Origin of the sequence: Halorussus halophilus (assembly GCF_008831545.1) — an archaeon.
In the GTDB taxonomy this organism is placed as follows: domain Archaea; phylum Halobacteriota; class Halobacteria; order Halobacteriales; family Haladaptataceae; genus Halorussus; species Halorussus halophilus.
The window spans coordinates 49,316-67,803 of the sequence record NZ_CP044525.1 but is presented as its reverse complement, the minus strand read 5'-3'; the positions used below and the strand labels follow the sequence as shown (position 1 = coordinate 67,803).

The 18,488-nt window shown below is 57.9% G+C and carries 18 protein-coding genes and 1 pseudogene; 9 read left to right on the top strand and 10 right to left on the bottom strand.

The window, feature by feature from the left end:
• The first annotated feature begins 101 nt into the window (after positions 1-101).
• Together F7R90_RS20990 and F7R90_RS20980 are read left to right on the top strand one after the other, a co-directional pair.
• Positions 102-1,313: a CBS domain-containing protein gene (locus F7R90_RS20990; protein WP_158059533.1), complete on the top strand. Its 1,212-nt coding sequence runs from the start codon at positions 102-104 to the stop codon at positions 1,311-1,313.
• Between the two features lie 389 nt (positions 1,314-1,702).
• A complete protein-coding gene (locus F7R90_RS20980; RefSeq protein WP_158059531.1) occupies positions 1,703-2,953 on the top strand; it encodes a magnesium transporter in 1,251 nt (416 codons plus the stop codon).
• 58 nt (positions 2,954-3,011) lie between these two features.
• Here F7R90_RS20980 and F7R90_RS20975 read toward each other — a convergent pair whose 3' ends face one another.
• The 3 genes from F7R90_RS20975 to F7R90_RS20965 form a co-directional block, all read right to left on the bottom strand.
• A complete protein-coding gene (locus F7R90_RS20975; RefSeq protein ID WP_158059530.1) occupies positions 3,012-3,344 on the bottom strand; it encodes a DUF5789 family protein in 333 nt (110 codons plus the stop codon).
• 318 nt (positions 3,345-3,662) lie between these two features.
• The gene (locus F7R90_RS20970) at positions 3,663-4,091 is read right to left on the bottom strand and encodes a DUF7539 family protein (RefSeq protein WP_158059529.1); all 429 of its coding nucleotides are present in this window, start codon (positions 4,089-4,091) and stop codon (positions 3,663-3,665) included.
• Between the two features lie 215 nt (positions 4,092-4,306).
• Entirely contained in the window at positions 4,307-4,714 is a 408-nt protein-coding gene (locus F7R90_RS20965) for a universal stress protein (RefSeq protein ID WP_158059528.1), read from the bottom strand.
• Positions 4,715-5,057: 343 nt separating this feature from the next.
• On the opposite strand from F7R90_RS20965, the gene F7R90_RS20960 reads away from it, so the two are divergent.
• Complete coding sequence (locus tag F7R90_RS20960) at positions 5,058-5,498, top strand: hypothetical protein (RefSeq protein WP_368408588.1); 441 nt, start codon at positions 5,058-5,060, stop codon at positions 5,496-5,498.
• 38 nt (positions 5,499-5,536) lie between these two features.
• Here the strand turns inward: F7R90_RS20960 and F7R90_RS20955 are convergent, their stop codons facing one another.
• The 4 genes and pseudogenes from F7R90_RS20955 to F7R90_RS20940 form a co-directional block, all read right to left on the bottom strand.
• Positions 5,537-5,776: a hypothetical protein gene (locus F7R90_RS20955; protein ID WP_158059526.1), complete on the bottom strand. Its 240-nt coding sequence runs from the start codon at positions 5,774-5,776 to the stop codon at positions 5,537-5,539.
• Between the two features lie 34 nt (positions 5,777-5,810).
• Positions 5,811-6,119 (bottom strand): amino acid kinase family protein, encoded by a 309-nt coding sequence (locus tag F7R90_RS20950; protein ID WP_158059525.1) that lies wholly within the window; start codon positions 6,117-6,119, stop codon positions 5,811-5,813.
• 450 nt (positions 6,120-6,569) lie between these two features.
• On the bottom strand, positions 6,570-8,741 hold the full coding sequence (locus F7R90_RS20945; RefSeq protein ID WP_158059524.1) for a CDC48 family AAA ATPase: 2,172 nt from the start codon (positions 8,739-8,741) through the stop codon (positions 6,570-6,572).
• A gap of 129 nt (positions 8,742-8,870) precedes the next feature.
• Positions 8,871-9,211: pseudogene (locus F7R90_RS20940) on the bottom strand (CBS domain-containing protein); the annotation flags it as partial.
• A 108-nt stretch (positions 9,212-9,319) separates the two neighbouring features.
• On the opposite strand from F7R90_RS20940, the gene F7R90_RS20935 reads away from it, so the two are divergent.
• From F7R90_RS20935 to F7R90_RS20925, 3 genes are all read left to right on the top strand, one after another.
• The gene (locus F7R90_RS20935) at positions 9,320-9,919 is read left to right on the top strand and encodes a DUF5789 family protein (protein ID WP_158059523.1); all 600 of its coding nucleotides are present in this window, start codon (positions 9,320-9,322) and stop codon (positions 9,917-9,919) included.
• 281 nt (positions 9,920-10,200) lie between these two features.
• Entirely contained in the window at positions 10,201-11,538 is a 1,338-nt protein-coding gene (locus F7R90_RS20930; protein WP_158059522.1) for a hemolysin family protein, read from the top strand.
• A gap of 103 nt (positions 11,539-11,641) precedes the next feature.
• Positions 11,642-13,507, top strand: coding sequence for an SLC13 family permease (locus F7R90_RS20925; protein WP_192498523.1), 1,866 nt, complete (start codon positions 11,642-11,644; stop codon positions 13,505-13,507).
• A gap of 43 nt (positions 13,508-13,550) precedes the next feature.
• Here F7R90_RS20925 and F7R90_RS20920 read toward each other — a convergent pair whose 3' ends face one another.
• A complete protein-coding gene (locus F7R90_RS20920; RefSeq protein ID WP_158059521.1) occupies positions 13,551-13,733 on the bottom strand; it encodes a hypothetical protein in 183 nt (60 codons plus the stop codon).
• A 262-nt stretch (positions 13,734-13,995) separates the two neighbouring features.
• On the opposite strand from F7R90_RS20920, the gene F7R90_RS20915 reads away from it, so the two are divergent.
• Both F7R90_RS20915 and F7R90_RS20910 read left to right on the top strand, forming a co-directional pair.
• The gene (locus F7R90_RS20915; protein ID WP_158059520.1) at positions 13,996-14,424 is read left to right on the top strand and encodes a DUF7539 family protein; all 429 of its coding nucleotides are present in this window, start codon (positions 13,996-13,998) and stop codon (positions 14,422-14,424) included.
• A gap of 467 nt (positions 14,425-14,891) precedes the next feature.
• Positions 14,892-15,245: a DUF7344 domain-containing protein gene (locus tag F7R90_RS20910; protein WP_225741388.1), complete on the top strand. Its 354-nt coding sequence runs from the start codon at positions 14,892-14,894 to the stop codon at positions 15,243-15,245.
• A 304-nt stretch (positions 15,246-15,549) separates the two neighbouring features.
• Here F7R90_RS20910 and F7R90_RS20905 read toward each other — a convergent pair whose 3' ends face one another.
• On the bottom strand, positions 15,550-16,227 hold the full coding sequence (locus F7R90_RS20905) for an IS6 family transposase (RefSeq protein ID WP_158059519.1): 678 nt from the start codon (positions 16,225-16,227) through the stop codon (positions 15,550-15,552).
• A 786-nt stretch (positions 16,228-17,013) separates the two neighbouring features.
• On the opposite strand from F7R90_RS20905, the gene F7R90_RS20900 reads away from it, so the two are divergent.
• On the top strand, positions 17,014-17,328 hold the full coding sequence (locus tag F7R90_RS20900; protein WP_158059518.1) for a thiamine-binding protein: 315 nt from the start codon (positions 17,014-17,016) through the stop codon (positions 17,326-17,328).
• A gap of 6 nt (positions 17,329-17,334) precedes the next feature.
• On the opposite strand, the gene F7R90_RS20895 is transcribed toward F7R90_RS20900, so the two are convergent.
• Complete coding sequence (locus tag F7R90_RS20895) at positions 17,335-18,429, bottom strand: thiamine ABC transporter substrate-binding protein (protein WP_158059517.1); 1,095 nt, start codon at positions 18,427-18,429, stop codon at positions 17,335-17,337.
• Positions 18,430-18,488 lie beyond the last annotated feature (59 nt).

Below are 18,488 nucleotides of genomic sequence, written 5' to 3'. Positions count from 1 at the left end.
ATCCTTCGTCGCCCTAACGCAGCCCTTCGTACGTCTCAACCACTCGAATCAGGGGTGAGACAGGCATAACCGTCCTGGCCCCCTCCACTAGAGAGTTACTCATGGATATCTCCGAGATCCTCTCCACAAAGTTCACCGAGTTCGATATTGGGACGCCGCTCTCGAAGGTCGCCGGCGCATTCGAGAATCAAGAACTCGATGCCGTCGTCGTAACGGACGGCGACGAATATCGCGGCGTCGTTAGTCGCCGACAGCTAGCGTCCTCGTCCAACCAGCCGTCTGCGAAGGTCGGCTCACAGGTACAGCACGTCCCGACTGTCGAACGTACCGAGGACGTCCGCGAGGTCGCGCGGCTCATGATCGGCAGCGATGCCAAAACGCTTCCCGTACTGGATGACGACCGTCCCGTCGGAGTGGTGACCGGCGATGCCGTTCTCGAGGCCGTCCGCCCGTTTCTCGACGCGGCGACCGTCGACGACGCCTACACGGCGGAGTTGATCAGTGCGACCCCTGAGACCACGATCGGGAAATCACTCAATATGCTTCGAGAAGCCGGCATCGCTCATCTCCCCGTCGTCGACGGGGACGACCTCGCGGGAATGTTGAGCCTGTACGACGTTATCGAGTTTACCACGCGGGGCGGGAGCAAGAGCCAGGGTGGTTCGCCGGGGAGTTTCGGTGGCCGCGGACGCTCTGGGAGCAGCCACGGTGGATTCGGTGCCCGCGAAGGCGACGCCGACCGCCTGCTCGATCTGCCGGTGCGAAATCTGATGTCCGACACAGTCGCGACGGTCGAACGGAGCGCCCCGCTCGACAAGGTCGTCGAAACGATGTTCGAGCAGGGGATCTCCTCGCTCGTCGTCACAGCCGACGACTTCAGTGAGCCGGTCGGTATCATCACGAAGACGGACGTCATTGAGGCGCTTACTTGGGAACGCGACGACCGGAACGCCGTGCAAGTGTTCGGACTCGACTTGCTAGAAGGGATCGACTACGACGAGGTCTCCGCGCTGATAGAGAACATGACCTCGAAGTACGGTGAGATGAGCGTCATCAAGGCCAGTATCGAACTACAGGAGCATAAAGAACAGAGTCGGGGCGTACCACTCGTGCTGGCGCGGATTCGACTAGTCACCGACCGTGGCTACTTCACGGCCGATGGGGAGGGGTACGGTGCCTCCCACGCGCTTCGTCTTGCCGCGAACGCGGTCGAACGCCAACTCCTCAAGGGGAAGACCTACGGCCAGTCGAAGAAGCATCCCGACAGTGACGAGCAGGAACAGCTCTACGGCTGGTGGCTCGGGGGAAAATAGTGCCAAAGGGGTGAACACGCTGATACGCATACACATCGTATGAGTAGAGTATGCCGACGCACCGCCATGGAACGCAGTCGTTCATCGACTTCATGCAGACGTACCTCCAAGATCATCCAAAACGCTGCAAGGAGTGTGGAAATGTCGCCCGTGCCCGGTCAGAGTGGCGCATACAAAAGCGTGATGAGGACGGCCTTCACTTCGTGCATACTTGTCCGGAGTGTGGGACAGAGAACGACGTGTTTCTCAACCTTGCCCCGGAACACGAACGATCTCGGGGGTAGGGAGGGCTATGTGCAGCGTTTCCCTTACTATTGGTTCAAACCCCCCGGATTCCGCTCCGTCACGTCGATCTCTGGGATTCGTGCGACGCGAGACGAGGTAACCGTATGCAAGAACTCACGATCGATGTCCAACAGCAGATCGCTGCCTCGGAGACACCAGGTGCGGAGTTCCAGGCACTACCGTGGACACGACAACGAGTCCTATTCTTCCAGCTCCCAGAGTCGATCCAGCGAGACGTACTCGACGACATGGATCGCCAAGAAGTACGGCGATTCGTCCGCCGTCTCGATCCCGACGATGCGGCCGACGCGATCGGATTGCTCGACGGGGACACTCAAGAGGCAGTGCTCGGTCAGCTCGATACCGACCGACGAGAGCGGATCGAGTTCCTCCTGAAGTTCAGTCCGGACAGCGCCGCCGGTATGATGGATCTCGGCTACGTCACCGTCGACAAGGACCAGGGATTCGAAGAGGTGGCACGGCTCGTCCGCCGCCACGAGGCCCGAACAGGGCGCTTCCCGACCGTCTTGGTCACCGATGGCGACGAGGTGTTGGGGGAGTTACCCGGTCATACCCTGGCCCTAGCTGGCCACGGACCGACGGTCATCACCGAGTATCTTCGCCCCGCTCCCACGGTTCGATACGAACAACCCGACTCGGAGGTCATAGAAGTGTTCAGGGCCAACCCGCAGAATAAAATCGTCGTCCTCGACGAAGACGACAGCATTCTCGGAGTCATCTACGCGGACGACCTCTTGCAGGCTATCGAGGAAGCGGCCGGTCAGACGCTCTATGAGTTCACTGGTGTCGACGAGCAGGAGAGCGTTCTCGATGGCGCCCTCGAGAAGGTTCGCCGACGGTACAAGTGGCTCATCATCAACCTCGGGACCGCCTTTCTCGCTGCGGCGACTGTCGGGTTATTCGAAGACACAATCGCGGCGTTGACGCTGCTGGCGATCTACATGCCGGTCGTCGCCGGGATGGGTGGGAATGCCGGCACGCAGTCGATGGCCGTGACGGTCCGTGGAATCGCGCTAGAGCAGATCTCGCTTCGAACAGGGAGACGCGCCATCGGTAACGAGGTGCTTGCTGGGGGTGCAAACGGCGTCATCACCGGTAGTATCGTGACCGCCATCGCCACCCTGTTCAACCAGAGTCCCTTGTTAGGGGTGGTCATCGGCATCGCGATGGTCTTGAATCTCGTCATCGCCGGATTCTTCGGCGCGCTCGTTCCGCTCGTACTGGATCGACTCGGGTACGATCCGGCAACGTCGGCGACTATCTTCATTACGACCGCGACTGACGTCCTCGGATTCTTCATATTCCTCGGACTGGCGCAGGTCGTACTCCTCTGAATGGACTGTTAGAGATACTAGTCCGTGCCGGTGGTCTAGCACATCGCGAGTCGATTCGTTATCGATGTATCAGTCCCAGTATTCGACTTCGAACATCATCGGCGGAGTCGTACGTTTGATCGTTGGTTGGAGCAAGCACTTCTTCGAGGGACTCCGTTCCGCCCTGTGTCTCGATTTCGTAGTCGCCATAGGCCTCGACCAGCTCGTTTGTCGAGGTTGGGTAGCTGTGGGCGTCGAGTACATCATCGAGGTCACCAAGCCTTCCGCCAAGGTCACCGCTCATCGCCCGGTCTTCACGGGCGCGGTCACGCACCTCTTCTACCTCTCGCTCCGGCTGTTGTCGCTGTTCGTCGTCTGTGTTATCGTCTCGACTCCGCTTGTCGTCTGGCATCCTTTCCAATACGCGCGCGATTCGCATAACTGTGTGGACGCTCGTCGGTGAGAACACCACGGGTACATCTCGGAGGGGTAGCAGGTCGTCGAGCGTACTCAATGGCCTTCGCCAATGGAGATGCACGATCTCTACGAAACGCGGCTGATGATGCCAGTCGATGAAATAGGGAGCACAATCAGAGTGCTCGAGCAATCTGAGAACGAGTAAGCCACGAGTGCCATTCGAGCAGTCGATTCCCCGCAATCAACTCGTGGAAAGACGAGGCCGCCTGTAAACCAACTACCTATCAATGCGGGGCCGAATCTGAGCCGGGGCCTAACTCTGCGTTTGACGGGTGAACTCGTGGAGTTGCTCTTCGATGAGTGTCGCGACGCGCTCGCTGTATTGCCAGAGTGCTGCGTTGAGTCGCTCTTCGGTCTCGTCGTCGAGGTCGTCTGCTCCACGAAGAACGGAGTCTTTGGTGATCTGTGGGTGGTACACACAGACGACGCCGAGTGAGGTATCCGAACTCGAGGTCCCCGCCGTGTGAATCCCGTACTGATCGGTTCCCCAGACACCATCGCCGCCCTCTCGCTCCAGTTCGGAGTCGAGCGCATCGAGCAATTGCACCTCTTCAGGGGACAGTAGGGAATCGTCACCTTCGAACAATTCAGCGTACGCCTCCATCCGGGAACTTTTCGTCCACTGGTCCAACTGGGAACGCGCCCGAAGAACGAGCTGTCGTTCGTCTGGAAACTCGGCCATGGTCCTAGAAGGGGTGCAAGGCGAATGAGTGTTTGTACGACGTAGATAGATAGATAGATAGTGGAGGTGTCGGTAGCGGCGGTGTACTCAACACCGGCTTTGTTACTCACATTTGCGTCTGGTCCGTGTATGTACCAGACTACTCGGGAGAAGTGAATTCCTGTCTTCGGCGAGGGGACGCTTTCGACCGTGAACCCACAGAGAGGTGTTTGTGGCTACACGACTACCAGTTTCGTGTTCAGATGGCGCTGCAAGAACACCTCGAGATCTGTGTCAATGTCGAGGCGGTCGGAGAGTATCTGACGCCACCGTGCTCTGGTGTCCTTTCCGATGACGACGTAGTCTACATCTTGCTGAATGGCCTCGTAAAGGATGGCCTCTTCGAGCAAGAACGCATTTCGGACGTGATAGCTCGCGTTCGGGAGTGAGTCGAACTCCTGCTTGACTGCGCGAACAAGGTCATCTCGCTCAACGTGTACACCTTTGTGGAGGAGATTCACATAGAGGATATACAGGTGAGCGTTTTCATATTCATCAGCGAGTTCAATCGCTCGTTTCAGGGTTCGGACGCTCCCCTCTTGAAGTGGATATCGAATAGGGACCAAGAATCCAGTCTCGTGCATACTGTTTGAACGTCACTTGGTGCTGCCCAGTACTTACTCTTCGGCGAGGGGGAAGAATGACAACAGTTCACCTAATATCGACGTGATAAGGACAATCGCCTGTTCTTCTTCGGTGAATGAGACATTCTACCAAACCCGGATGCGGATAGTGTTCTGGTGATTTCAATTACGGGCAGAGCATTCAAACGGATTCTCAACGTAAATCGAGTATACCGGTGAGAGAATTATCATAGAATCCAACAGCGGTCAAGCGGAGTATGCCACGATTCCAGAAACTATCGACATTCTCAGATATGTCGCAGAGAGTTTGAGTCTCTCATTCAACCGGTGGGACGAACCATATGTGACCGGACCGAGTCTCTATTTTATTATCGTCGCTGACATCGATTTCGGTAGATACACCGATCCGCTGGGGGACAATAGGTGGCCCGTCGACCAGTGTCGGTCAGTCGCCATCTCATCCGATGAGTTCATCGACGCAGCCCGCAACGTGGCATTCAGCTGCGATGGGGCAGTCGTTATTGCTGCGGATCGGACGATCCAAGAGCAGATGGTTCGCGTTCGGACTCCAAATGCTGCTGAAGTGGTCGAAGAGCCACCCCTCGCTTATGCCGATTGGATGGGAACCAAACATCTCAGCGCGTTAGAGGTGTCCCTGCGAGAAGAGGTCCTTGCCAGCGTAACGCTGAGCGAAGAGAACGGTCGTGTGACCGTCTTCCGCGATGGAAAACATAACGATTTCGAACGTGAAGAACTTGGGGGACGCTGGCGGACTGCAGACTGAGGTTGCGTATCTCTCCCGGTGAGGGATGTTCTGCGAGCTCAGTTCTCGAATTCGTCATCGTATTGTTCGTAGGTGATGGTCAGTTTCCCCGCCGTCGGCTGTTTCGCTGCGTCTCGAAGCGTCCGGAACGCTTCCAGGAGCTCGTCGGCGTCGTCCGACCCCTCTCTGACGCTCCGTGATTCTTCTCGAATCGTATCGTATGTTCGTTCCAGAATGCGTCGAGCGGCGTACGAATCGGTCTTTGAGTCTATCTCGAAGGACGCTTGGTAACGAGACATACGCAGATGTAGTTCTCCACGGAGTTAACAAATGTCATGGTTCAGCCGGTGGCGTGTCATCGTCGCCATCCGAGATGATTCTCGTCCCCTCGAATTCGCCGGTTTGGACAGCGGTGAGAATGCACTCTGGATCCGTTCCATCGATAACCACTGTGTCGCAGTGTGCACGTTGAATCATCTTCGCGGCAAGAAGGTCGATCGGCACACTGCTCCCGGCAGTACTGTCCATATCGAGGATGAGGGTAATGAGCTGGCTCGCACGTAACTCGTCGAATGGCTCTGCGTCTGGGTGAGTGTGAGGGTCCGCGCTAACTAACGCCCCGAACGAATCGAGCAGATCCATCAGTTGAGAACCTCCCTAAGGCGGAGTGTCCGCACGCCGATATGGCTTGGGTTCTTGAAAAGTAGGCTCTCAGTACCGAGACTCCTCCGCCCACCGACCAAACGACCGCTCACTAGAAACGGTGTCGAACCGCAGGGGTTCCACGGCCTTCACCATCTCTGAGTCAACGGGCGGGTGCTCGCGAGTGACTGTGGATTACAGAGATGTCGTTCAGATTCTCGAGAGCTGTCGTATGCGATAACTGACGAAGACCGACAACGCGGGTACTTGAGGCCTTGCCGACGCTCACCTCTAAAATCAGCAATTCGAATGGGAACGTTGCGTTCGGGTGACGCGGACGCATCACCTGTGCCCGCTACGCTTTCACAGCGCTACCCGACCGGCAATCGGCTTCCGAAAAGCGTACAGGAAAATCTGCCCACGCCATGAGGAGACGACGGCCGTCACAGCCTATGACTCGTCTGTCAGCTCTGCGAGTGCCGCGTCGAAATGTGCCTGGGTGAGGACAATATCCTCAACGGCCGTCGGTTCGTCGCCGGACTGGGAGCGAACGTGTTCGCGAACGGCGGCGGTAGCCGCGCCGCGACACAGCGCGGCCACATCCGCCCCCACGAGACCGTCCATGTCGGCGGCTAGCTGGTCCAGGTCCACGTCGTCTGCCAGCGGCCGCTTGCGGGTGTGAATCGTCAGAATCTCGCGCCGAGTCGCCTCGTCGGGCACCTCGACCGCTATCTTGCGCTCGATGCGGCCCGCTCGCGTTAGCGCATCGTCGATGAGGTCTGGCCGGTTCGTGGCGGCGACCACGACCACGTCTTCGAGCTCCTCTAACCCATCGAGTTCGGTCAACAGTTGCGAGACGACGCGTTCGCCGACCTGATTGTCCCCGCCACCGCTTCCGCGCTTGCTGGCGATGGCATCGATTTCGTCGAAGAATATCACGGTGGGCGCGTTCGAGCGCGCTTTCTCGAATATCTCCCGGACACCTTTCTCACTCTCACCGACATACTTATCGAACAGCTCGGGGCCCTTCACGGAGATAAAGTTCGACTGTGCCTCGTTCGCGACTGCCTTGGCGAGCAGGGTCTTGCCGGTGCCGGGCGGTCCGTGCAGCAGAATCCCCTTCGTCGACTGGAGGTCAACTTGTTTGTAGGCGTCGGGGTAAGCGAGCGGCCATTCGATGGCTTCCTGCAGTCGCTCTTTGGTCTCGGCGAGGCCACCGACATCGTCCCATGTCACGTCGGGCTTCTCAACGAACACCTCTCGGAGCGCGCTCGGGTCAATCTCCCGAAGCGCCGAACGGAAATCCCCTTCAGTGACTTCGAGCGTCTCAAGCGTCTCGGCGCTTATCTCGTCGCCTTCGAGGTCTAAGTCCGGGCGGACGCGCCGGAGTGCGTTCATCGCCGACTCGCGGACCAAGCTTTCGAGGTCCGCGCCGACGAAGCCGTGCGTGTTGTCGGCGTACGTGTTGAGGTCAATGTCCTCGGCGATGGGCATCTCGCGGGTGTGAATCTGGAGAACTTCCTTCCGGCCCTGTGTGTCGGGCGCACCGATCTCGATTTCGCGGTCGAATCGCCCGCCGCGCCGGAGGGCGTTGTCGATGGAGTCGACGCGGTTCGTCGTCCCGATGACAGTCACCTGGCCGCGCTCTTCGAGGCCGTCCATCAGCGAGAGCAGTTGGGCGACGACCCGGCGCTCGACCTCGCCCTGGGTGTCGTCGCGCTTCGGAGCGATGGAGTCGATCTCGTCGATGAAGATAATCGCGGGCTCGTTCTCGGCGGCCTCTTCGAACACTTCACGGAGTCGCTCCTCGCTCTCGCCGTGGTATTTCGACATTATCTCCGGCCCGCTGATAGTCGAGAAGTTGGCGTCTATCTCGTTGGCGACCGCCTTCGCTATCAGCGTCTTCCCAGTCCCCGGAGGGCCGTGAAGCAAGACGCCCTGGGGCGGTTCGATACCGAGCGCCTGGAACAGTTCGGGGTGTGTCATCGGCAACTCTATCATCTCCCGCACCTGGTCGAGCTCGTCGTCCAGCCCACCGACGTCTTCGTACGTGACGCCTGGTAGCTCGGCAGCCGAACTCTCGACGTCGCCCGCCGCGTCGACGGCCTCGGTAGATCGGTCGACGACCTCGACGTCGGTCGACCCCGTGACGACGACTGTTCCCTCGGGGTCGGTACCGACGACGCGTATCGGAATCCGGCGGTTCGAGCGCCCCATCGCCGCGCCGAGTCCGAGCGAGAGCGGGATGGTCTGGCCCGCCTGCACGGCCCGGTTGGCGAGCTTCTCGCGGAGATACGAGGAGAGGTTCCCTCGAATCTGGAGACCCTCGGGGAGCGCAACCGACAGCGTCGCCGCTGGTTCCACGTCGGCGGCCCCGACCGAGACGAGCCGGTCGAGGCGTGCGCCGATAGCCTTCCGCGTCTGCCCGTCGATACCGAGGACCCCGCGCTGTCGCTCGCCGGTCTGTCCCGGTCGGACACGGACGATTGCAGTGCCGCTGTCGCCGTCTATACGGACGAAATCACCGCTTTCGATGCCGAGTTCCGACATCGCCTCGCGGTCTATCGCTGCGATACCCTTGCCTGCACTCTGCCTGTCGAGTGGCTTCACAATCAATTTCATCAGTAGTCACCGTCCAGGCTGCACTCGAAAGAAGTGACGCGGCTGTCCACGTCGTCGAGACAGATACAGAACTGGAACTACCCCAACTACTGCTCCCTGACGGAAATACCTGTGCGTCTGCCTGTCCTATCAGGCGCCGAGCCACCAGCCGTACAGTTGCTCCCGGGCGTCCGGGTTCGGATGCTTCTTCGACTGGCGTAGGTCTTGCCCTTGAGGAGCTGTCGCTCAATAGCGTTGGCCGCCAGACGGAGGGCGTGTGTCGCGCCGTAGCCCTCACCGTCTGCCGTGAAGTAGCCTCAGTCGGTGACGAGACGGATGCGGGCCAGCACCATCGGAACACCCCGTGACTGCTCCTTGTGTTCGTGCAGCTCGACACTCGCCTTGATAACGGTCATGTCGCCGTACTTCGAGGTGACGCTGTCGATACCCATCAAGACATCGTCTCGCGTCAGGCCCTCGAACTTATCGAGGAAAATAGGACGCCTGCGTAGCGAATGATTCGGCTGCACCCAGCGTGAACGCCAGGCGCACCTATCCTCCACCACAGGACTATCCGACTGGAGAGCCTAGGTCATGAAATGGCAGATAATAAGAGCGGGCGAGACAAGCAAGCGCGAGACGCAGAGAGACGCCAACAAGAGCGTGAGGTCGCCACTGAACTGGAGCGGGGAGACGAAACAGAGCCACCGGTCGAGGCGGCGGAACTCGGTGATCTCGAGGCGGAACTCGAAACAATAGATTTCCCGGCGACGGGGGCTGAGATCGTCGCGACGGTCGGTGACAGCGCGATCGAATCGATCGATGGGACCTACACGATCGAGGATCTCGTCCCAGCAACGGAGGCCGAGACGTTCGACTCCCCGGCTGCCGTGCGAGTGCAGGTACAGCGGCCGACAATTGCTGCGGCGATGAAACGAGTCGTCGAAGCCAGTGAGACGCTGGGAAATACGGAGTTCAGTTGGACACAGCGCAAAGCCTACGAGCTGACGTTCCAGGAACTCGAATCGATCGACGCCGATGACGACGACGAAGGGATCACAGCTATCAGCGACTGGATCGTCGACCAAATCCACGAGAAAGAGAAGCTTCCCTCGTCCCGAGCTGTGCGCCGACAGGCGGCGAAGTTCTGTCGGGCGAACGGCTATCAGGTCAGGGTCGACGAGTGGCTCGGCATCTAGAGCGACGGTCACGGGCATCTGTGGAAGCAGTGGCTAGCAAGCGCCACGTGTGATTGTAACCCACACCTATCGAACGGGTGTTCCAGTGGGACCGGTGGTGAATCGGCAGACGTTCGACAGAACCATCTATCGCTCCCTCCCACGAGCAGACAATCTAGAGCCGATGTGGAGATAGTCCAGTCGCTTTCGACGTCCCAGTCACTAGCGATTCGTCGAAACGCTGACCGCAGAAGCCGAGTACGTATCCGTTCCTACAAGTGTCCAGGCGTCCAATATCGAGTATGGTTGATCTGATTTCTCTCGGCGGACTGCTCCTCGCCTTCTTCCTCGTCATCATGAACGGGGTCTTCGTCGCTGCGGAGTTCGCGTTCGTCAAAGTCCGTCCCACGCAGGTGAACGCACTCGTCGAACGCGGGAAACCGGGGGCAGCACTCGTCCAGGAGGTCATCCAGAATCTGGACGACTATCTGGCTGTCAGTCAACTCGGCATCACGCTCTCCTCGCTTGGTCTCGGCTGGATCGGTGAACCGGCCGTCGCAGCACTCATCGACCCCGTCCTCGGCCAGTTTCTTCCGTCGGGAACGGTCCACCTCGTCGCGTTCGTCCTGGGATTCGGCTTCATCACGTTCCTCCACGTGGTGTTCGGCGAACTCGCGCCGAAGACGTTCGCCATCCAGGAGGCCACGCGTGTCGCGCTCCTCGTCGCCCCACTCATGAAATTCTTCTACTACGTGTTCGTGCCCGGTATCATCGTCTTCAACGGCACGGCCAACTACTTCACCCGCCTCGCTGGTGTCTCCCCGGCGTCCGAGAGCGAGGAAACCCACACCGAATCTGAGATTCGGATGATCCTCACCCGCTCGGAGGAGACGGGGCACATTGACCTCGACGAAGTCGAGATGATCGAGAGCGTCTTCGAACTCGGGGATACGGTCGCCCGCGAAGTCATGGTTCCGCGTCCAGACGTGGAAACCGTGCCCGCTTCGATGCCGCTCTCGGAACTCCGGTCGGTTGCCGCCGCCGGGACCTACACGCGCTATCTCGTGCTCGACGAGGACGGCGACCAGCCGCTCGGATTCGTCCACGCTAAGGACATCCTGCGAGCGAGTGAAACCGAGGCTGATCGTGACTCGATCACCGCTCTCGAACTCGCACGAGAGATCCTCGCAGTCCCGGAGACGCGACGGATCGACGAGGTCCTCGCCGACTTTCAGACGCGTGAGGAAGGACAGATGGCCGTCGTAATCGACGAATGGGGTGTCTTCGAGGGTATAGTAACCATCGAGGATATTCTCGAGGAAATCGTCGGTGACATCCAGGACGAATTCGACACACGAGCCCAAGAGCCATCCATCATGAAGCAAGCCGACGGGACGTACGTCGTCGATGGAGGAGTCCCCATTCAGGACGTGAATGACCGGCTCGACACTCGGTTCGAGAGCGACAACGTCGAGACAATCGGTGGATTGGTCTTCAGTCGTCTCGGCAGAGTTCCTGAAGTGGGCGATCAGATCGACGCGAACGGGTACGTTCTTCAGGTCGAGGTTGTCGATGATACTCGAATCGAACGACTCGTGATTCGAGAGGCACAGGAAATACAGGAGACGGACGACGAGTGAACTGCCTCGGGACTCCACCCCAAAGCAGTGCACGAAGTGTTGCTCTAATCAATTCGCTCGTGTACATACCAGTCCTTATCCCGCGTCAACGTCTCTATTTAGTGTGGTCTTCTCTACCGTTTCGTTGGCAGTCCAGGGTCTCGGCTTCCCGTCAGTAACGGCCGAGATGCTCGTCGTCTTCGCCCTCATTCTGCTCGCGCTCGTGTTGTTCGCCACGGAGTGGTTTCCAATCGATGTCACCGCCATCTTGGTGATGGTGCTGTTGATGGTACTCGAACCGTGGACACAGATCTCTCCGCGGGAGGGAATCTCGGGATTTGCGAATCCGGCCACGATCACCGTTCTGGCGATGCTCATCCTGAGTACCGGAATCAACCGGACCGGCATCGTCCAGCTGCTCGGCCGGAAGATGGCCGCGTTCGCGGGGGCCAACCGTCCCAAGCAACTCGCGGCGACGATTGGCATCACCGGCCCCATCTCGGGCCTCGTCAACAACACGCCGGTCGTCGCGATTCTGGTCCCGGTGATTAACGACCTCGCACACAACGGGAAGACCTCACCGTCGAAATTACTGATGCCGCTGTCGTTCGCCTCAATGCTCGGCGGCACGTTGACACTCATCGGGACGTCGACGAACATCCTCGCGAGCGATATCGCAGCCCAACTCGGGGCGGAGTCTCCCGAACTTGGTCTGCACGCGTTCGGGATGTTCGAGTTCACCAAACTCGGTCTCATCGTGTTCGCGGTCGGCTCCCTCTATCTGATGACGGTTGGCGTTCGACTGCTCCCCGAACGGATTCCCGCCGACGAAGACCTCGTCGAAGAGTACGCCCTCCAAGAGTACCTCGCAGACGTCGTCGTGCCAGCGAACTCGTCGTTGATCGGGCAGACGGTCGAGGAGGCACTGGGAGACAACGAACTCGACATCGACGTGTTACAGCTGATCCGATACGGTGAGCGCTTTTCAGAACCGCTCGCTCGTAAGGAGATCCGCGAGAGCGACACGCTCCGACTCAGGACGAACCGGGGGACGCTCGAACGGATCATGGATGCGGAAGGACTCACTTTGGCAGGTGGCCCCCGGACTGAAACGGACCTACATCCGGAGGACGAAGAACCCGTCCTCGTTGAGGTCGTCATTCCGTCCGGTTCGTTCCTCGTCGGCGAAACCCTGGCGAGTTCGACCTTCAGACAGCGCTACGACGCGAACGTCCTCGCCTTCAGAACCCGCGGCGACGTCGTCCGAGACCGGTTCGAAGACATCCGTATCCGGGTCGGAGACACGCTCCTCGTGCAGGCACCGCCCGATAGCCTCACTCGACTCGTCGAGAACGAGGACTTTATCGTCGCCCACGAGTTCGACGAGGTGACCTATCGGAGCGACAAGATTCCGTTCGCGGTCGGCATCATTGCTGGTGTGGTCGCCTTGCCAGCACTAAACATTCTCCCGATCGTCGTCTCTGCGTTAGCAGGGGTCGTGGCGATGGTCTTCACCGGCGTCCTGAAACCGACCGAACTCTACTCGTCGGTCGAGTGGAACGTGATCTTCCTGCTCGCAGGCGTCATCCCACTCGGCATCGCCCTGCAGCAAACCGGGGCTGCGGCACTGCTCGGCGATGCCGTCGCTTCGACAGCGGTATTCCTGCCACCGATCGGGGTCCTCTGGGTGTTCTACCTCGCGACCGGGTTGTTGACGAGCGTCATCAGTAACAACGCGAGCGTCGTGTTGATGATTCCTGTCGCGGCCAGCGCAGCCCAGTCGATCGGTGCGAACGCATTCGCGTTCGTCCTCGCCGTGACGTTTGCCGCCTCGACGGCATTTATGACGCCGGTCGGCTACCAGACGAATCTCTTCGTCTACGGGCCTGGTGGCTACACGTTCTCGGACTTCATCCGCGTTGGTGCGCCGTTACAGTTGCTCCTGTCGGTGGTCACTGTCGTCGGGATCGCGTTCTTCTGGGGAGTGTGAAATGCACAGATTCTGATTCCAGAGCGTTCTCTTCACCGTGTGTCTACTCGTCTGTTATGACGTGCGGGTCGTTCATCTGCACCGTATAGACACGCTCTCTCGGGATGTACGTGTACTCGTCGTCGCCGTGATGAATCTGCCAGTGGTCTTCTCGATAGTTCAGTTGCTCGTCGTCGACATCCTCCGAGACAGTGTCATCAACTCCTCGGTAGACAATTGTTGTCATGACCCATTGTAGGTCGCCTAGGTGCATAACGTGGGGGGCCACCTTCGCTGGAGAAGGTAGTGAACGGGAGCGTTCTGTACGACGACTGAGAGAGCGTCCCTCCCGTCATACCCTGGCCAAGAGCGCGTGTCACGGGTCTTCTAGCACAGATTTACCGTGACAATCAAACGGTTGGCTGTGTACCTAACGCAGGCACATCATCGCTCCTGGTGCCCTGACCCACCGTACGAACGTTGATTGACCTGGCGGTCCTTCTAGAACCATGGCCGAATTTCCAGACGAGCGCCAGCTCGTACTCCGTGCGCGGTCCCAGTTGGACCAGTGGACGAGAAATGCCCGAATGGAGGCGTACACTGAACTGTTCGAGGGTGACGACTCCATCCTCTCGTCCGAAGAGATGCAACTGCTCGACGCGCTCGACTCTGAACTGGAGCGAGAGGGCGGCGATGGTGTCTGGGGAACCGATCAGTACGGGATTCACACAGCGGGAACCTCGAGTTCGGATACCTCACTCGGCGTCGTCTGTGTGTACCACCCACAGATCACCAAAGACTCCGTTCTTCGTGGAGCAGACGACCTCGACGACGAGACCGAAGAGCGACTCAACGCTGCACTCTGGCGATATAGTGAACGGGTTGCGGCGCTCGTCGAAGAAGCACTCGACGAGTTCATCCGTCAGGCCCAGGGGTAAGCCCTGGTCAGATCCACTTTCGGATGATCGCCCAGACTCGCTTTGACGGCATTGTTGAAACCCTCGCTGAGAAACACAACGAGTGAGTAGCGGAGGTTGATAGACTCACTCCCGAAGTTACGCCTCCTTCGATCAAGTGCGTCGTGCATACTATCGAGCGGGCGCTCGTCGTCGTTGAGCCCACTAGCGAACCGATGTGATGCCGACAATTACGGGATGGTGAAGAGGTGGTAGCTTTACTGGAACTACTCTACATCAACTCGAATGCCATGCTAAATACTCACAAACCTTTTGTCTCTCGGGAACCAAGCCACCGTACGGAACCCAGCACACACTGTGCGTTTAGCTCCAACGGTGGGCCTGCTTGAAACGGGAGTACCCGTTCGCAGTCATCCATTTCTCTTCGCGCATCGCCTGCGCGGAACGCATCACTAAGTGACGCATTTCGCAACAAGAGCTATCAGCAAATGTCAGCAAAAACAATCGAGGAGAATGAAGGCTCACTGAGTGAACTGTTCGAGATACTCAGCCACAAGTACCGCCGCCGCATTCTCGTGGCCGTTGCACAACACAATCCGCAGGACGAGGACGACATCACCTCGGAGTCGATTGCTGATGAGCACGAGGAGGATGGTGACGCGCGTGACCTGCTACACCTGCAACTCTATCACGCCCATCTCCCAAAACTGGCCGACGCAGGATTCATCAATTGGGATCGGGATACCAGTACTATCACCCGCGGCGCTCGGTTCAAGAAGATCGCGCCGCTCCTCAGATTGATGCGCGACCATCAGGACGAGTTGCCGGACGACTGGCCGTAATCCTCTACAGTTGGTTTAGTGAGCGTCGTCTTCAAGAGGAAGGGCGAAGTATCTCGGCAAAACGGGCTGAGATGTCATCACCAGAGGGTTTCAACAAGGCCGCAGAATTCTATTCTGGTAGTTCGTTGGTGTGCATGGCCATGTTGACACGTTTGTCTACTCTGTTTGCGCCCTTCCGAGCTCTTTTTCGTCGTGTGCGGTCTCCACGGAGTACCAGAGTGCCATCGTCTCAGGGGGAGTTCATGTGCCGATTCCCATTTGCATAGGTGCTAGACCACCGATACGAACTAATATCAGGTACTGTCTAGTTTTCCTCCTCAACCGGCGTTCGTTCATCGAGAGCTTGATGCGGTCTTTGAACGTTATAATAATGCACGAACGACGCAAGCCACTGGCGAACGCTCGGCCGACTGCCGACCCATGACGAATGAAAGCGGTCGAGTCGCATCTTGAGGGTGTGAAACCACTTTTCGATGTGGTTTCGGTCGGCGTAGTTGAGATGACCGCTCAATCCTAATCGAGAGAGGGCAGTCAAATAGCCATAGCCATCAACGAGAAACTCAGCGTGTGAACAATCGTGTTTCTCGGTGAGATTGTGCAGGAACGCAGCAGCCGGATCAGTGCCACGCCGTCCAAACACCGCGATGTCTAACAGGAGTTTTGTGTCACAGTCGATTGCAGCATATACCCACAACCACTCCCCGTTCAGTCGGACAGCGGTCTCATCGACCGCGACCCGCGACGGCGTAGCCGTCGGCGGGTCCGAGACGCTGTCAGCTAGCCGATGTACCCACTGCCAAACCGCTCCATGCGACCATTCCACGCCGAACAAGCCGAGAATTGCTGCTGTTTCTCGAAGTGAAAGACCGGCAGCGTGGAGCCGGACGGCGAACGCCCTGACGGGCGTCGCCGTCCGCTCGCGCTGGCAACATTCAAGAGTAGTGGTGTCTAAGCTCTTTTTGAGCAGGTTTGCGGCTTGCATGGACACAACCGCTACAACCTGCTCACTTCTCAAACCGCGCTATCTAGACAGTGCCGAAGATAAGATCAATTCCTGTCTCAACACCTGTTCCACAGTACACACCTCCAACGCTCGACTGAGCAGCAACCGGGACCGAGAGTGTGGGGGTTTGGAAAGAGACGATGCAACTGCTTTAACGGTGATATAGTGCGTGCCATGCTTTGAATTCACTTTCTCCTGCGGTCATACAGCATGATTATGCAGGACAGTCCAGATTTTAATAGTGGATACTTAAATCGATGCAATATTTGTCCTGCAATCACCTGTATTACTAAATTAACACCTAATCTGTTCTTGCAAAAGGAGATGTTCATGGGTTATAAAGATACATCCGAGAGATCAGGTACAAGAGGCGGCCACGATTTCCCGGCATGACCGAGATAGATAACGCGATTCTTATATTTCTCACAGCCCCTGGCGAGCTCAGTGAAGTCAAATCGCAGTGTCACCTCGGTTTATTTGGCATCAACTCGTGTTCGATACTCCTCCAACTCCGGAGTTGCTTCCGGGTAGTGGTGTAAGAAGCCCCAACCGAGCTAACCAACAGAATTGGGACTTGGTATCAAAGCGTTGGTTAGCAGGTATAGTTACATCACTTGGCTGATGTGGATGTAGTATAATGCCCTGAGGTCCGTTTGAGAGCTAACGACCCCCGATAACGTCAGTCGCGTTGGTCACCACTCCCGAATAATTACTGGGTTGTAAAACCGACAATTGCTTCAGTTGGGAGAGGCTGCAGGTAGGTGTATGACCGTATTCGGGATGTTCCGCGTCACGCCAATTACGGAAGACGACATTACGGAAGAGGTTGTAACGGCCATCAAGACGATTGAAGAGTACGACGTCGATTATCGAACGAATTCGATGGCGACTGTCGTCGAGGCTGATACTGTCGATGAACTGCTCGCAGCGATTGGCGCTGCACACGAGGCCGTTCCCGGAGACCGAGTCAGCACGCTCGTTCAGATCGACGACTTACGGACGAAAGAGATGAAAGCCTGTGAGAAGATGGACGCCGTCGAAGACGAACTCGGTCGGGAGGCACGTGGGACTCGCGACTAACGCACTCTAGTGGTTCACAACGAATCGCGCCCACTCGTCTTGCCAGGTGTCGAGATTCTCGTCTAACTCGTCGTAGGTGTACCGCAGCGGCTCTGATGGCTTTTTTGCGTACTCGTCAAAGACGGTTGGAACGTCGGCATGGTCGGTAATCGGGAACGAGACGTTGAGCTCTGCAAGCTTACCCTGTGCAGTCGGCGTCAACATGAAGTCCATGAACGCGGTGGCTAACGCCGACTGTTCACTCGTCGCGAATTTCCCCATACCACTTATGAACGTGTATCCGTGCCCGCCAGGGAGCGCGACTTGGTGTTTTGTGAGGTCTTGCCCGGCGCGTTTTGCATATACTTGGTCGTTCGAGAACGAGGTGATGATGTTCGTCTCACCTGACGTGAAGGCCGTATACACTTCTCCCCACGATTCGAGGATTTGAACATCGTTCTCGAGGAGGTCCCGCCAGTAGTCGCGGTAGCCGTCTTCACCCATTTCCTTGATGGTCCACAGTAAGAAATACAGGCCCGTGTTGTCGGTTTGGGCGTTTTGTACGGTGAGCGCCCCCTGGTACTCGGGTTCAGTTAGTGCTTCCAGCGTCTTGGGAGCGTCTATCTCGTAGCCGTTGTAGACGAAGCTTTGATACCCCGTGAATGCGGGGAGGACGCGGTCGTCAGGCGTAAACTCGTACCCCGACTTGATGTGGTCGTAGTTCGATAATCGACTGGTTTCAACGGGATCGAACAGGGGTTTCGATAACTTCTGGTTGATCCGAACGAGATCCGGAACTTTGAGGCCGATGTACACGTCGGCGTCGATTTCGGCGTTCTGTTGGCGTCGTTGGACGTAGTGGTTGAATGCGTTCTTTGGTGCTGTCCACTTGAGGGTGACGTCTGGATACTGCTTCTCGAATGCGTTTTTTATCCAGGGACTTGGACTGCTTGAGGGGGCGTCGACGAAATTCTCGTACGTTGCAACCGTCAGCGTTCCCTCAAGAGACTCCTTAGCTCCGGTTGTCGTGGATGCACCGTCAGATTGACTGGAGCTGACACATCCCGAGACTATGCTGCCTGATACACTACCTGCTACTGTAAGGAATCGACGCCGGTCCATGTATGAGTGGTACCACCAAGTAGTGAGATAAACATCTTGTCTTCTTCCGTGAACATGGA